We start from the raw sequence: 16,619 nt of genomic DNA, 5'->3' as shown, positions 1-16,619 counted from the left end.
AATGTTTATTTTGATTCGCAATTTGAGTGGTAACGGATATCTACAATGGCTGTCTTCATTTTTTAAAAGTGTGCCTTTATAGCAAAAAGGGCTTACTTTTTCAACAAATGTCACATTTTTGAACAATCCATTGACCTGATTTTTGATGATCTAAAATCTTTGTTCGGTTCTATACTCCATTAAGGTTATCCCTTTGCATTTATTATCGAATAAGGATTTTTGATGGCATTAGCTTCACTATATTGTCGGGCGCTTTCTGGCGTTGATGCCCCTGAGGTGTTAGTTGAGGTGCATTTAAGCACTGGATTACCTAGTTTTTCGTTGGTGGGCTTGCCTGAAACGTCGGTAAAAGAAGCCAAAGAGCGCGTACGTAGCGCCATTACTAACAGTAACTTCAAGTTTCCTTTTAATAAAAAAATCACCGTTAACCTAGCACCTGCAAATCTTGCCAAAGAGGGCGGTCGTTTTGATTTAGCGATTGCATTAGCTATTTTGGTTGCATCGGAACAGCTCTCTGATAGTAAAATAAAACAGATTGAATGTTTTGCTGAGTTAACTTTGGCGGGAGATTTACGCCCTGTTGATGGTGTGATTCCCTGTGTATTAGCGGCTAAATCAGAAGCTAGAGCGGTGATTGTCTGCCCTGAAAATCAACATGAAACCGCGCTCACTGGTGTTGACTCTTATATTGCGTCTAACTTGACGGATGTTTGTGCTTTTTTTCAAGGGGTGAAGACCTTACCGAGCGCGCAGGCCGCAGATCTGAAAAAGATTACAAAGCCGCCCGATATGTGTGATGTATTAGGGCAGGAGCAAGCTAAACGCGTTTTAGAAATAGCCGCTGCTGGTGGGCATAATACACTGCTCGTTGGCCCACCCGGTACCGGAAAAAGCATGTTGGCAGAACGCTTTATGGGGTTATTACCACCACTTTGCGAGGAACATGCATTACAAACCGCAGCCATTTATTCGGTTTGTGGTAAACAGCGTGAAGACTGGTTTCAACCGCCATATCGATCCCCTCATCATTCAGCTTCTTCGGTTGCATTAGTCGGTGGAGGCGGAAAACCCAAACCGGGTGAAATATCACTGTCACATCGTGGGGTATTGTTTCTTGATGAGCTACCTGAATTCCCCAGAGCAGTGTTAGACAGCCTACGGCAACCCTTAGAAACCAATGAAGTCACTATTTCTCGGGCTGCCAATCAAGTTACTTTTCCTGCCAACTTTCAATTGATTGGTGCGATGAACCCGAGTCCTTGTGGTCATATTAGTGGTGATTTAAGGCGTAGTACGCCAGATCAGGTGTTACGTTATTTAGGACGTTTATCCGGCCCTTTTTTAGATCGTTTCTCGCTATCGATTATGGTGCCTTTATTACCTAAAGGGATGCTCGCTTGCTCACAAATGGGGGCTGAAAATAACAATGAAACAACCGCTCAAATTCGAGGTAGGATATTAAAAGCAAGAGATCGCCAGATACAACGGCAAGCAAAGTTAAACCATAATTTATCGACACAGGAAATAGCTGATTATTGCAAATTAAGCGAGCAAGATGCGTTATTCCTTGAGGATGCGATTAATAAAATGGGACTTTCAATTCGTGCTTGGCACAGTTTATTAAAGGTTGCACGCAGCATTGCTGATTTGGCGGAGAGTGAGACTGTCGAACGTAATCATCTATTAGAGTCGTTAAATTACCGTGCCATGGATAGGTTGTTAAAAAGTGTCTCTTAAAACATGGTGATTTAAGAGACAAAAAAGGCGCTAAAAAGCGCCTTTTTTAATCAAGATACAAAAGGGGTTAGCCTTCTACAATACCTTGGCTTGCTAGGTATTCAGCGTAAGTGCCGTGGAAGTCGACCACTTTATCAGACTTAATTTCGATGATACGTGTTGCTAGTGACGATACAAACTCACGGTCATGAGAAACAAACAGTAATGTACCTTCGTAGTTCTCAAGTGCTAAGTTTAATGATTCAATCGATTCCATATCCAAGTGATTGGTTGGCTCATCCATTAGTAGAATGTTTGGCTCATCCATCATTAACTTACCAAACAACATACGGCCTTGCTCACCACCAGAGATGATTTTCACTGACTTACCGATATCATTTGAACCAAACAATAAACGACCTAAGGTACCGCGAACCGCTTGCTCGTCGTCACCTTGTTTCATCCATTGCGCCATCCAGTCCATTAACGTTTGGTCTTTCTCGAAGGCATAAGCGTGATCCTGTGCATAGTAACCTAAGTTAGCATTTTCAGACCATTTAAACATACCTGAATCAACTTCAAGTTGACCCATTAACGTGCGTAATAATGTTGTTTTACCAACACCATTTTGACCAATAATCGCAACACGCTCGCCCACTTCAACCATTAAGCTTAAGTCTTTAAATAGTGGTTTATCAAAGCCTTTAGTTACATTTTCCATCTCTAATGCGTTACGGAAAAGTTTCTTTTCTTGCTTGAATACGATGTAAGGATTAACACGGCTTGAAGCTTTCACTTCTGCTAATTCAATTTTGTCCATTTGCTTAGCACGTGACGTTGCTTGCTTTGCTTTAGATGCGTTAGCAGAGAAACGGCTTACGAAGTCGGCTAGCTCAGAAAGCTGTGCTTTTTTCTTAGCGTTTTCATTAAGTAGACGTTCACGTGTTTGCGTTGCCGCCGTCATGTATTCGTCGTAGTTACCAGGGAAAAGACGAAGTTCACCGTAATCGATGTCTGCCATATGTGTACAAACAGAGTTTAAGAAGTGACGGTCATGCGAGATGATTACCATCGTACATTGACGTGCCTTCAGTTCTGTTTCTAACCAACGGATAGTATCGATATCCAAGTTATTGGTAGGCTCATCGAGTAACATGATATCTGGATTTGAGAAAAGAACCTGTGCGAGTAATACACGTAGTTTCCAGCCCGGTGCAACTTCAGACATTAAGCCGTAGTGTTGTTCAAGTGGGATGCCAACGCTTAACAGAATTTCTCCAGCACGTGAATCGGCTGTGTAACCGTCCATCTCTGCAAATTCATTCTCAAGGTCGCCAACAGCCATACCTTCCGCTTCAGTCATTTCTGGTAATGAATAGATACGGTTACGTTCATTCATTACTTCCCACATCTCTTTGTGGCCCATCAGTACTGTATCTAATACTGAGAACTCTTCAAAAGCAAACTGGTCCTGATGTAGCTTAGCAATACGCTCGTTAGGATCTCTTGTAACATTACCAGCGCTTGGTTCAAGATCACCGGTTAAGATTTTCATGAACGTAGACTTACCACAACCGTTAGCACCGATTAAACCGTAACGGTTACCTGTACCAAATTTAACAGAAATGTTTTCAAAGAGGGGTTTTGCACCAAACTGCATGGTGATGTTATTAGTCTGTAGCACTAGCGTTACCTTTAATAATTGCTGATAGTAAATTTGACGTGGAATATAGCATGTGACGTATGTCACGTCACTGCTGAATTATCGAACAATTGTGTTTTTTAATGAGTTTGAGACGTTTTTCTCTTATTCATCTGTTTAGCTGCACTACAAAAATCAATATAAAAGAAAATGAATATATTAACCTTTTGTAACTTATGGTTAATTTGTGATGCATAAGTTGCTATGGATGATGATGTGTGTGCAAGTTGTTCATAAATAAAAGATTTAATGTTAAAGTAACCACTTATAGGTAGCCTTTGTTGGTGCCTACAAGTGATTTGTATTTCACTTAGTTATTTCAGGATGAATAAACATAAGAGTATCGTATGAAAAAATCAGGTTTTACGGTAATAGAGTTACTCGTTACCTTGTCTATTTTGGCAATAGTATTAGCCATTGGCGTCCCTAATTTCAAAAGTTTTATTGATAACGGCAATATGGTTTCCAATGCTAATGGTGTGATTGGAGCATTCAATTATGCGCGTATTGAAGCGATCAAACGTGGTAGTACAGTCCATTTACAACCCAAGGGAGATGGTTGGCAGAGTGGTATTATCGTTTGGGCTGACTCTCGTGACGATAGCGAAATAAAGGATGTAATTCGTATGTGGCCCTCTTTTGCTGGTGAGGGAACTGTAAATAGCACCAATAGTGCATTTGCTTTTCGTGCAACGGGTGAAGTCGACAAAAGTGACAAATTAACGCTTTGTATTGATAACAGCGGCGAGCAAGGGATGCAGATATCCATTTTAATCTCTGGTGCTGTTATTGCTAAGAAGGTGGGATGTGCCTAACTATATCAATCTAAAAAAACAGGCTGGCGCTTCATTGATTGAGATTTTAGTCGCTATTTTTGTGCTTGCAGCTGGTTTATTTGGCCTTGCGTCAATGCAAATATTAAGTTTCAAAAACATTAACAACTCTCAGTTTCATACCTTAGCGACCATGTATGCTTACGATATTGGTGAGCGTATGCGATCTAATCGAGAGGCTGTATCTGCAGGTTATTATGACAACATCTCTTCTTCCAACCTAGTTGAACCTAATTGTACCCCTTGCTCTCCTGAGCAGGTAGCAAAGCTTGATGCTTTTAAATGGAATCAACAAATAAGTACAGATGTCATTGATGGCGGATTGCCTGATGGAACCGGGACAGTTACTAAAGTTGGTGATGTTTTTAATATTACAGTGAAATGGAAGGAACAGCAGCAGAGTGATGCAGGTGGCAGTGTTGGTGATGCAGCTTTCACATTAAACATACAAATATAACCTAGGTTAAACATTATTTTTTCTTTGATATTAAAGGGGAAATTGTCTAACAATCCGAGAGTATACATAGAGGGAACTATGACGCTTATTAATAATAAGAATAACCGTTTTCATTCACAATCTGGCCTTTCATTAATAGAGTTGATGATTGCTATCCCCCTCAGTTTAATGGTCATGGGAACAATATTTAAAATATTTGTCAGTAGTATGCAAGGTGTGCATCTACAAAACTCTTTTGCTCGAGTGCAGGAAAAGGGACGTATAGGTGCGGAGTTAATCATCCGTGATATTCGTGGTGCAGATTATTGGGGCTGCGCTAGAGATTTTACTTCGATCGCCAATAGTTTAAATATAACACCAGTATCCTTAGGTGCGGGGGTTGAAGGTATTGGGGATGCTCATTCAATAGAAATTGATGGGATCAGCGTTAAAGATGAAACCGATATCTTAACCATTCGTGGCGCGCGCAGTATTGAAGGCGTAAAAATAGAGACTGCAATGCTCACCACACAGTCTGATATTTCTGTCACAACAGACAATACAATTGATAAGGGGGAGATTTTATTAATTAGTGATTGTAATAAGGCTGATCTTTTCATGAATACGCATGCCGCGACTAGCAGCGATGGCAGTATCAGGTATGCAACAAGTGACAAAGTAGATGGGATCGAAAATACGACACCATACCTTTCTAAAGCCTATACAAAAAATGCGCAGATACTCAGCCTTTTCTCTAAAACATATTTTATTGGCCTGAATGAGGATTTAAATTATTCACTTTATAGAAGTGATGGTGGTAATGCCGAAGAGTTAATCAGGGGAATTAATGATTTACAGTTATTATATGGTGAAGATACTAGTCAAAATGACTCGGTAGATACGTTTGTGGACGCAACCTCGGTAACTAATATGGATAACGTTCGGTCTATCAAAGTAAGTTTGACTACAGAAGATGGAGAAGGTGTGGCGGGTTCTCCACTAGAAAGGACCTATCACATTACAACCAATATACGTAATCGAACATTAAATTAGGGAAAAGCTAATGTTTAAAAAACAATCTGGCGCGGTATTAATTATTAGTTTAATTACATTAATTATCTTAACCCTATTAGTCGTGAGTGGAAGTCAGTCAACGTTGGTACAGAATAAAATGACCTCAGCAATTCGCGATACACATGTTTCACTGCAGATCGCGGAGTCAGGCGTGAGAGATGCAGAAAAGTTGATAGAGGCATTAACGGGACTTAGTGAATTTACCAGTTCGCAGGGCATTAATGGTAAATACAGTGAAAATGCTGGACCGAGTAATCCCTTTTTAGAAGAAATTTGGGGGAGTGATTTAACCAGCAGAGTCGCAACAACGGAAGTCTCAGGACACCTTTCGCGTTATTTTATTGAGTATTTAGGCTTACTTTCTGTTGAAGATAACCCACTCGGAACCAATGTCACTGGTTACGGAAAAACCAGTGGAAGTGGTGATATTCATGGATTTAAAATTGTTGCTCGTTCTGTCGGCAGAGATGGCAATACAGAACGCATTATTGTGAGCTACTACGGTAAGCGCTTTTAGTTCATAAAATAGGTAAGGGAATACAAGAATGAATAAATTATTTACTAAAACATCGGTTGCTATGTCTGTAATGATGGTTACTACTGTTTGTTTCATGTTGCCGACAGTAAAGGCAGGTAAATTGGAACTACCGACGGCCCCATTAGTGACGACCAAGTCAGTGAAACCCAATATGATGCTGTTACTTGATAGCTCTAGCTCCATGTATAGTATTGTGGTCGAAGAGAAGACAACCGATAGCGCTTATGACTCATCTAAAAAATATTTTACTTGTCCCGCTAGTCGGAAATTAAATAGTTATCAATACTCTATGCGTATTAAAGCAGATGGTTCAATTTATCTAAATGAAAGTAATGGTAATACTAATAGTGAAAAATATTACTTTGGTTCTCATGATGGAGAAAGTTGCTTTGAGGATGATAAAAGTTACAAGGTACGTTTATATACCGATATAACGTCTGGAGGCCTTAAGACAACAAGTAGTTATGGAGCTGCCGTATACTCTGGGCATTACTTAAATTGGTATTTTTCGGAAGGAAGTTTTGATGAGTACCGTAGAGCAGGTACCCGCAGTCGTATGGAGATGGCACAAGATGCTGCCATTGACTTAGTTGCTGGATTGGAAAATATACGAGTTGGTTTAGCTATCTATGATAATTCAAAGGATAGCGATGGAACTAAAGAGGGCGCAGGCGCCAAAATATTAGTTAATATCGGTGATATTGGTGAAGTCGATGATTCCGGTGATACAGCGGCACAGCGTAATACCATTATCAATAAAATTAAAGAGATTGATGCTGTTGGCTTTACGCCATTAGGTGAGTCTTTAATGGATATGGGACATTATTTCACAATAAATGAAAATGGAGATCATGACTTAATATTGCACCCTGAAAGCAGCCCTATCAGTAAATCATCATCGCAAGTTTTTATTAATGGGCCTGCATATCAAAGTATTAGTAAGCCTACAAAAGTGATTGAAAACTGGTGCCAACAAAGCTTCGTTGTTGCAATGACTGATGGCCTTCCCTCCTATGGACGTGATATCAATATCAGTAGTTATTTACAAAATTATGCAAGCGATGATGGTACCAGCGAGTATGCAGATGATGTGGTAAAGGGGATGTTTGATATCGACCTTAGACCAGATTTTTCGGAGGCTAAAAATAACGTTACAACGTATATGGTTGGCTTTTCTGATCCCCAAGTCATTGGTTCTCAGCTAATCAAGAACATGGCCAATTATGGGGTTGGTGCTGCGACGAGTGAAGATAATTTATTGGTTGCCTCTAGTGGTGAGGAGTTAGAGGAAGCGTTTACTCGCGCCACAGACCGTATATTTGCGAAAGTCGCCGCGGGCTCTGGTGTTAGTTTTAATAGCGCTCAGTTGAGTGCCGATAGCTCGATTTATGCAGCTACTTTTAATAGTTTGAAGTGGTCTGGTAGTTTACAGGGATTTGAATTATCAAAAGATGGTAGTGTTAGCAAGCATGCTAGCTGGGATGCTGCGAAGCAGCTAGACGATATGGATTATACGGAAAGAAAAATATTTAGTTATAACTCAGATACCAAGAAAGGCATTGAGTTCAAGTCAGTTGATAATATAAGTCGCCAACAAAAACAAGATCTTGAAAAAGGTCCTAAGGGTAATGACGAGACAAGTATCAATAGTTTAATCAATTACCTTAGAGGAGATAGAGATAATGAGGGCGAATCGACGAGTGATTATCGAGGCCGAGATAGTGCTCTGGGGGATATCGTTAATTCTACTTTGGTTTATGTCGGTACACCGCAATTAAATTGGCCAAATAACAATATTAATAACAAGTTTGGATCTGATAAATATGATTATGTCGCATTCAAAAATAACCTTACCGCTAATCCAAGAACACCGATGCTATATGTTGGCGCAAATGATGGCATGTTACATGGCTTTAATGCCAAAACGGGCAAAGAGGAGTTTGCCTATATTCCTGCAAGTATTGCATCTGCAGAAGACAATGCAGGTCTCCACTATTTAGCACAATCTGATTACGCCCATCGTTTTTATGTCGATGCTACACCAACAGTAAGTGATGTCTTCATCAATGGTGAGTGGCGAACAATATTAGTCGGTGGTTTACGCGCAGGAGGAAAAGGATTGTTTGCGCTAGATATAACTAACCCCAATAATTTCACATCAACGGCAGGTAATGCTCAAGCGTTAGCGCTATGGGAATTTAGTAATACAGATGATGCCGATTTTGGTTATAGCTATAGTCCCCCTACGATAGCGATGATGGAAAATGGTCGATGGGCAGTCATTATTGGTAATGGTTATAACAGTGATAATGGAACCGCAAATCTATTCATTTTATACATTGAAGAAGGTAGTGATGGTAGTTGGGTATTGGGAGATGATTATCTCAATATTAGTACTGGTGTTGGTAGTGTGTTATCTCCTAATGGCTTAGCAACACCACGCGCAGTCGATATTAATGGTGATGGGGTCGTTGATCGTATTTACGCGGGCGATCTTCAAGGTAATATGTGGGCGTTTGATGTGAGCTCAGAAGAGGATTCTGAATGGGGAGTCGCTTATCAATATGGCAGCACACCTAAGCCACTGTTTACTGCTAAAGATGATCAACCTATAACGAGCGCACCTATTGTTGCTAAAAGCACTGGTAATACCAATGATACTGGACTTTTAGTGTTTTTTGGTACCGGTAAATACCTTGAAGAAGAGGATAAAAATACGACACAAATAATGAGTTATTACGGTGTGTTAGATAGTGGGAATGCCGGCGCTAAAACAGTCTCCGATTTAACATCAAGAAAAGTAATTAGCAGCATTAATGGAAGAGCAATTAGTGGCGAGGAGATGAACTGGAATAACTCTCATGGTTGGTATGTCGATTTAACGGATAATGGCACTGGAGTGGGGGAACGTGTGACATCTAATTCACTTATTCGAAACGGCATCTTACTCTTTGGCACTATTATTCCCAATATCGAAAATAATGATGATTGTGTTTCTAACAGTGAAAGCTGGTTAATGGGGCTTGATTTGAGCACGGGTAAGGCTCCTCGTTATGCTCTTTTTAATGCGAATAGTGATGGATCGCTTGATGATACTAATAGTATTCAAGATCCCAATAATAGCGGCAATAGAATCACCTTTAGTGGCATGAAGCTTGACGGTTCAATGATTGCTGGTGATATTGCTCTGTTAAGCTCGACCGTTTACAACAATGATGTTGATGGCGAATTAAATACGATAGAAATAAATATTGAAACTGATGGACAAGAAGGGCGTTTATCGTGGGAAGAGTTGATTAAAAAATAAAAGGTGCAGTGTGAATAACAAAATAATAAAGGAATATTAATGAAAATAAAAAATGGTTTTACTTTAGTTGAGTTGATGATTGTGGTTGCTATTATCAGTATCTTGAGCATGATTGGCTACCCTTCTTATATGACGTTTATAAAGGACTCTCGCCGTGCCGATGCACAAAGTGCATTAATGGGATTTGCTCAGGCGATGGAACACCATTATTTGACACTAGGAACTTATAAAGGAGCTGCTGTGGGAGGTGATACTGGTACACCTCGTATATTCTCTACCAAATCGCCGATTGATGGTGCCAGCGCTTATTATAATTTAAAAATTGTATCCGCAGGCGCTGCTAGCTATTTAATTGGTGCAGAGCCCTTAGATGCACAAGCTGGTGATGGCGTACTTATTTTAAAGTCAACAGGTGCACGTGGTTGGAATGTTAGCAATTCGGCTAATGGCTTGCTTGCAAGCTTAGGTGATTCACCGAATGAAGTTGTTCCTTCAGAGCAATGCTGGAAAGAAGGTTGCTAGCTTTTAGTGATATAACCTATATAAAAGAGGTCTTATAGAAGAGTTATTTACTAGCAGCGTTTTCTATTCCTATCAACTTGTATAGGTTCACTTCGAAATGAACAGGTAGATAATATTTCTTCTTTAACTACTCTTTAGACATTGCTGTCCATTGTCTACTATCCAATTCTTATTGTCTTTATTTGCGTTTCCTTAGGTATAAGTAAACGCAAATTTAGGTCAAATTAAAGTTACTCTCTGTACGTTAAATTTGATTCTCTCCTTTTAGAAATAAATAAATCATTGTCCGTAAAACCATCAACATAAAGCGAATTTATTTGAAATCATACAAAGGCTCTTCTTCCTCCGTTTAGTTGTAATTGCTGATTCGTATCGACAGACAGCACGATATAAAAAAATATAACCTATTCTTTAAGGAGTGAATCTAATAATTGTTGACCGTATTAAAGCGCATTTTTCATTTGAATTGGTTTGTTGAGGGCTGAATAAATTTAAGAGTATGCTATGAAAAAATCAGGTTTTACGATGATTGAAATGTTAATCACCTTATCTATATTAGCAATATTATTAGCCATTGCTGCTCCCAACTTTAAGAACCTTATGAGCAGCAGCAATATGGTATCAAACGCGAACGGTATGATTGGTGCATTTAATTATGCCCGTGCAGAAGCGATCAAACGTGGTAGTAACGTCAATATTGGACAAATGGGAGGCGATTGGACTAGCGGCATTGTTGTCTGGGTTGATGGTGATGGAGATGGTAATAGAGCTGCTGGAGAAGAGGTACGTTTATGGCCCGGTTTTGATAGTTCAAGCACCGTAAATAGTGCCAATGCTAACGCTAGTTTCTCTTTTAGTGCCACAGGTGAGGTTAATAACGATGATCAGTTAACTATTTGTGATGATCGCACTGGAGAAGAGGGGATGCGGATTTCTATCTTGTTTTCCGGCGCTATCATTGCTGAGAAGGTGAATTGTGTATAACAACGAAGTAGGTAGGCGTGAGCAAAAAGGTAGTTCGTTAATCGAAATACTAGTGGCTGTTTTTATTCTTGCTGCAGGTTTATTAGGTCTTGCCTCAGTACAAATGCTTAGCCTAAAAAACATTAATAATGCACAGTTTCACACCTTAGCAACAACCTATGCCTATGATATGGGCGAGCGTATGCGTTCTAATCAAGAGGCTGTCTCGCTAGGGAGTTATGACAATATATTATCTACCGTGGCAGACCCTAGTTGTAGTACCTGTTCAGCAGCACAAATGGCTCAGCTTGATGGTTTTCAGTGGAATGAATTAATACAGTCAGCCGTGAATCAAGGGGGGCTACCAGAAGGGCAAGGTACCGTTACCAAGGTTGGTAGTGTATTTAACATAACCGTCTCTTGGAAAGAGCAACAAAGAAGCGATTCAGGAGGGGACATTGGCGATGCTAGTTTTACCTTAACCATTCAAATTTAATATTGTTCAAAGATTTTAAAGCTTTTCGCTATAAAAGCTAAAGGCGCCATAAACTCAGCGATTGAAGCAGAGGGTATTATGAAATTTTTTAGTAAAAAAAGTGGCTATTCTAAAAAGCAGTTGGGATTTTCAATAATAGAGCTAATGATAGCCCTCGTCCTCGGGTTATTAGTCATTGGGGCTGTGTTGAAAGTTTTTACCGCGAGTATTCAAGGTGTACACCTACAAAATAGCTTCTCTCGAGTTCAAGAAAATGGGCGTATAGCGACGGAATTAATAGTTCGGGATATTCGTGGTGCTGATTACTGGGGCTGTGCAGGTGATATTGGCGCTATTACTAATCATTTGGATACAAGCCCAGGCTCTGGATACGATGAATCAATACTCCCTACTGCTGGCTCTGGGATTGATGGTGGTAATAATGTCACTTCTCAGACGATTGCAGGCATAACAGTTAAAGATACCACTGATACTTTAACACTGCGTGGTGCAGGTAGCCTCTCTGGCGTCAAAGTATCTACCCCTTTCATGCCAACAACGGCTGCCGTTATCCATATTACGACAGGTAGTAGCCTTGCAAAGGGCGACATCATATTAATAAGCGATTGCAAAGAAGCTGATCTGTTCTCAAATACTCAACAGAATACTCCTACCAACGGAAATATTGGGCATAACATTGGTAATCTTGCTGGTGGGATAAAAAATATAACCAAGGACTTATCGCATACCTACGGCGGGGATGCACAAATATTAGTTCCCTTTGCGAAAGTTTATTTTATCGGTGTGAATGCTTCAGGCACGCACTCTTTGTATCGCAGTGATAATGGGGTAGCAAGAGAGTTAGTAAGGGGCATTAACGATTTACAGTTGATGTATGGGGAAGATACTAGTGGTAATGGCTCGGCTAATAGCTTCACTGCCACTCCGACTAACATGGATAACGTTATCTCCATCAGAGCAAGTCTCACTGCTGAAAGTGGTGAAAGTTCATCGGGGACGCCATTAGAAAGAACTTACCATACCACCGCAAATATACGTAATAGAACATTATGATAGGTGCTAATGCAATGTTAAAAAAACAATCAGGAGCTGTGCTAGTCGTCAGCTTAATTATCTTAATTATGCTGACTGTATTGGTGCTTTCGGGGACACAATCAACCGTGATGCAAGAAAAAATGACCGCAGCAATACGTGACTCCCATATTTCACTTGAGATTGCAGAGTCTGGTGTGAGGGATGCAGAAAAAATGATTGAAACGCTGACTGGTGTCAGTGGATTTAATGCAGCGGGTACCGGTGGGAAATATAGTGAAAATGATGGTCCTGCGGATCTTTTTGATGAAACTATTTGGGCTGATAACTTAACCAGTGCCGCAACCACCACTGTCTCAGGGCATGTTTCTCGTTATTTTGTTGAATATTTAGGCCTGATGTCACTTGATGAGGATTTAGGTTCACTCAATATGACGGGGTATGGCGAAACAACGGGGGGCGGCGATATTCATGGTTTTAAAGTTGTAGCTCGGTCAATCGGAAAAGATAGCAATACGGAACGCATTATTGTGAGTTATTACGGTAAACGTTTTTAATGCGTGTAAGTGTTAAGGAGTAAGGTAATGAATCGATTATTTACTAAAACATTAGTGGCAGAGGCGGTGGTGATTGCTATCGCAGTTTGCTCAATATTACCCACTGCTTACGCAGATGCATTAGATCTTCCTAATGCTCCATTGATCACGAGTAAAACCGTCCAGCCGAACATGATGCTATTTCTAGATAGCTCCGGTTCGATGGAATATATTGTGGAAGATAGTCCATCATATGACGCGAATACTTTTAGCTTTACTTGTAATAATAATGAACTCGGTAACTCCAATAGTGTTCGTATTCGCATTCTGTCCAATGGGACGCCTTATTTTAGGTATGGCAATACTAACTATGATTTTGGTGATGGCAGTGGTAATGGCATAACAGGCCGAGATCAAAGGTGTTTTGATAATGATCTTTTATATTATGCAGAGCTATTTGCTGCGAATACTGGCAATAACAATCTAAAAACGACGACTGGTTATCCCGGTGCTGTCTATAAAGGTAAATTTTTAAATTGGTATTTCTCACCAGATAATAATAATAACAGTAATGGGGTTATCAATTTTGGTTCTGGTGCTCAGCAACGTAATGATACACAGACCCGTATAGAGGTTGCTCGCTTTGCGACAAATGGTTTAATTGATAGTTTAAAGAATATTAATGTCGGTCTGTCACAGTTTGATGGTGGCAATGGTGCAAAAATTATCGCTAATATGCTTGATGTTGAGACCAATACAACAGCTTTAAAGGCAAAAGTAGCTGACGTTGATGCCGGGGCCGGTGGAACGCCACTTGCAGAAGCGTTACAGGAGTTAGGGCGTTATTTTACCCTCGGTTATTCAGCGTCGAGTAATTTAACTATTCACCCTGATGAAAGTAATGAAGCAAGTGTGAAAGTAAGTGATTTTTTTACACAGTCACCAGCTTATTCTACAGTCAGTGCTCCTAGTGCAGTAACAGAGAATTGGTGCCAGCAAAACTTTATTGTTGCGATGACTGATGGGCAATCTACTAACGATCAAAGTAACTTTAGTAGTTATTTGCAAGATTACGATGGGGACTGTGTCGGTGGGACTTGTGGTTCACATGATAAAAAAACAACTGGTGGATACAGCTATCAGAGCAGTGGCTCTGATTATGCTGATGACGTGATATTAGCGATGCATGAGATTGATCTCCGTCCAGATCTCAGTAATGGCTCTGTTGCAGTAAAAAACAACGTGACAACTTATATGGTTGGTTTTGCTGAACAGGCATTAGTTAATGACCCATTGATGGCTGATATGGCGGAAGCGGGTGGTGGTGGAGACTTTCTCAGCGCGGCAAATAGTAGTGAACTTGCTATCGCATTTCAACGTGCCACAGATAGTATCTTTGCCAAAGTTGCTGCGGGCTCTGGCGCGGCGTTCAATACCAGTCAACTTAGTACCGATAGCTCAGTGTATGCCGCTAGTTTTAATAGTGCTAAATGGTCGGGCAGCCTACAGGCTTTTGAGTTATCTGACACTGGTGAAATTAGTTCAACGGCCTCTTGGGATGCCGCAACTAAACTCGATGCAGTTGACTACAGTACACGTAATATATTTAGCTATAACACAGGGACTAAAAAGGGGATTGAATTTAATATAGGTACGATAAGTAATCAGCAAAAGCTCGATCTCCAGCAAGGACCTAAAGGAAGTAGTGATGCAGACGTTACTAGTTTGATCAATTACCTTAAAGGAGATAGAAGTAATGAAGGCGCGAGTAGTACTGATTACCGTGTTCGTACCAGCGTATTGGGGGACATTGCCAATTCGACGGTCGTCTATGTAGGTGCTCCACAGTTAAATTGGCCTAGTTATGCAACTAACGATAAGTTTGGAGCAACAACAGAAAGTTACTCTGCATTTAAAGTTGGCAGTGCATCAACTAGAACAGAGATGCTATATGTAGGTGCAAATGATGGCATGTTACATGGCTTTAATGCAGATAAAGCGGATGCTAATGTCGGACTTGAAAAATTTGCTTATATCCCTGGAATTATCGCCTCAGATGATACTGAGAAAGGGCTTCATTATTTAGCTCAAAATGATTATACGCATCAGTTTTATGTTGATTTAACACCAACGGTCAGTGATGTTTACGTTGACAGCGCGTGGCGAACGGTGCTTATTGGTGGATTACGCAGTGGTGGGAAAGGTTTATTTGCTTTAGACATAACAGACCCAACTAAATTCGGCTCATCAACGGTTAACGCTGAAGCACTCGCTCTATGGGAATTCAGTAGCGCGGATGATGCCGATTTTGGTTATAGCTATAGTAAACCAACAATTGCGATGATGGAGAATGGTAAATGGGCTGTGATTGTTGGTAATGGTTACAATAATAGTGGTGACGGTAAAGCGAAGCTATTTATTCTCTATATTGAACAGGGGATGGACGGCACTTGGTCGGCAAGTGATTATAAGAAAATAGATACTGAGGTTGGTAGTGTTGGGACACCAAATGGACTTTCTACACCGCGAGCAGTTGATATTGATGGTGATAGCATCGTCGACCGAATCTATGCGGGTGATCTACAGGGGAATATGTGGGCCTTTGATGTTGACTCGAGTAATGATTCACAATGGGATGTCGCCTATACACAAGGGCAAAATGTGAACCCTCTGTTTACCGCAAAAGATAGTGACGGTAACGCTCAGCCTATCACTACCGCACCTATCCTCGCTAAAAATACCAATGCTGTTGATGCGACAAATAATGAACCTAATCTTTTAGTCTTCTTTGGTACTGGTAAATACATTGAAGAGGTTGATAAAACTTCAACGGATGTAATGAGCTATTACGCTGTTTGGGATAATAAATCGGATGAAAAAACACGTTCAGATTTAACCGAAAGAAAATTAATCACCAGCTCTGATAAACGTGTCATCAGTGGAGCAAACATTGATTGGACAAACACTGAAGGTTGGTATTTTGATTTTGTTAATCGTGCGACGGCAGCTGCAAGCAGTGCTGATGAACTCGGTGAGCGTGTTATTTCTGGTTCGCTGATTCGTAATAATATATTGGTCTTTACAACGGCTATTCCAAACGTCGCTAATACAGATGTCTGTGTTTCTAATAGTGAGAGTTGGCTAATGGCAGTTAATTTGAATACTGGTAAAGCGCCTGTTTATTCTATTTTTGATATCAATAGTGATGGCACAATGGATGATGCAGATACCACTTCGAGCTATGACAGTAATGATGATGACACGATTGATGCTGATGATAAAGTGAGTTTTGGTGGCACTAAACTAGGTGGGTCAATGGTTGCAGGTGAGATCGCTATTTTAGGTGATAATGTTTACAGCAACGATGTTGATGGCAACTTAACTAAACAGGAAGTAAATATTGAAGGGGTCGATAAGCAGGGGCGCTTATCTTGGGAAGAGTTGATTCAACAATAAATAACCTA

At 40.4% G+C, this 16,619-nt stretch carries 13 protein-coding genes; 12 read left to right on the top strand and 1 reads right to left on the bottom strand.

What is annotated here, in order from left to right:
- Positions 1–222: 222 nt before the first annotated feature.
- Complete coding sequence (locus QQK09_RS18710; RefSeq protein ID WP_284205712.1) at positions 223–1,737, top strand: YifB family Mg chelatase-like AAA ATPase; 1,515 nt, start codon at positions 223–225, stop codon at positions 1,735–1,737.
- 67 nt (positions 1,738–1,804) lie between these two features.
- On the opposite strand, the gene QQK09_RS18705 is transcribed toward QQK09_RS18710, so the two are convergent.
- Positions 1,805–3,400, bottom strand: a complete 1,596-nt coding sequence (locus QQK09_RS18705) for an ABC-F family ATPase (RefSeq protein ID WP_284205711.1) — start codon at positions 3,398–3,400, stop codon at positions 1,805–1,807.
- Positions 3,401–3,765: 365 nt separating this feature from the next.
- Here QQK09_RS18705 and QQK09_RS18700 point away from each other — a divergent pair, with 365 nt between their 5' ends.
- From QQK09_RS18700 to QQK09_RS18650, 11 genes are all read left to right on the top strand, one after another.
- Positions 3,766–4,233: a GspH/FimT family pseudopilin gene (locus QQK09_RS18700; RefSeq protein ID WP_284205710.1), complete on the top strand. Its 468-nt coding sequence runs from the start codon at positions 3,766–3,768 to the stop codon at positions 4,231–4,233.
- A complete protein-coding gene (pilV, locus tag QQK09_RS18695) occupies positions 4,226–4,708 on the top strand; it encodes a type IV pilus modification protein PilV (RefSeq protein WP_284205709.1) in 483 nt (160 codons plus the stop codon). The genes QQK09_RS18700 and pilV (QQK09_RS18695) overlap by 8 nt, the downstream gene beginning before the upstream one ends.
- Before the next feature lie 78 nt (positions 4,709–4,786).
- Entirely contained in the window at positions 4,787–5,740 is a 954-nt protein-coding gene (locus QQK09_RS18690) for a PilW family protein (protein WP_284205708.1), read from the top strand.
- 10 nt (positions 5,741–5,750) lie between these two features.
- Entirely contained in the window at positions 5,751–6,278 is a 528-nt protein-coding gene (locus QQK09_RS18685; protein ID WP_284205707.1) for a pilus assembly PilX family protein, read from the top strand.
- 28 nt (positions 6,279–6,306) lie between these two features.
- Positions 6,307–9,606 carry a PilC/PilY family type IV pilus protein gene (locus tag QQK09_RS18680; protein WP_284205706.1) on the top strand — a complete coding sequence of 1,100 codons (3,300 nt, stop codon included), beginning with the start codon at positions 6,307–6,309 and terminating at the stop codon, positions 9,604–9,606.
- A gap of 39 nt (positions 9,607–9,645) precedes the next feature.
- The gene (locus tag QQK09_RS18675) at positions 9,646–10,128 is read left to right on the top strand and encodes a type IV pilin protein (RefSeq protein WP_284205705.1); all 483 of its coding nucleotides are present in this window, start codon (positions 9,646–9,648) and stop codon (positions 10,126–10,128) included.
- A gap of 504 nt (positions 10,129–10,632) precedes the next feature.
- The gene (locus QQK09_RS18670) at positions 10,633–11,112 is read left to right on the top strand and encodes a GspH/FimT family pseudopilin (RefSeq protein WP_284205704.1); all 480 of its coding nucleotides are present in this window, start codon (positions 10,633–10,635) and stop codon (positions 11,110–11,112) included.
- On the top strand, positions 11,105–11,587 hold the full coding sequence (pilV, locus tag QQK09_RS18665; protein WP_284205703.1) for a type IV pilus modification protein PilV: 483 nt from the start codon (positions 11,105–11,107) through the stop codon (positions 11,585–11,587). Before QQK09_RS18670 ends, pilV (QQK09_RS18665) begins: the two co-directional genes overlap by 8 nt.
- A 78-nt stretch (positions 11,588–11,665) precedes the next feature.
- Positions 11,666–12,640: a PilW family protein gene (locus QQK09_RS18660; protein ID WP_284205702.1), complete on the top strand. Its 975-nt coding sequence runs from the start codon at positions 11,666–11,668 to the stop codon at positions 12,638–12,640.
- 14 nt (positions 12,641–12,654) lie between these two features.
- Positions 12,655–13,176, top strand: coding sequence for a pilus assembly PilX family protein (locus QQK09_RS18655; protein ID WP_284205701.1), 522 nt, complete (start codon positions 12,655–12,657; stop codon positions 13,174–13,176).
- A 27-nt stretch (positions 13,177–13,203) separates the two neighbouring features.
- Positions 13,204–16,611: a PilC/PilY family type IV pilus protein gene (locus tag QQK09_RS18650; protein WP_284205700.1), complete on the top strand. Its 3,408-nt coding sequence runs from the start codon at positions 13,204–13,206 to the stop codon at positions 16,609–16,611.
- The last annotated feature ends 8 nt before the right edge of the window (positions 16,612–16,619 follow it).

Origin of the sequence: Psychromonas marina, from assembly GCF_030161115.1 — a bacterium.
In the GTDB taxonomy this organism is placed as follows: Bacteria; Pseudomonadota; Gammaproteobacteria; order Enterobacterales; family Psychromonadaceae; genus Psychromonas; species Psychromonas marina.
The sequence above is the reverse complement of the archived record's forward strand: the minus strand, read 5'-3'. Positions and strand labels throughout refer to the sequence as shown.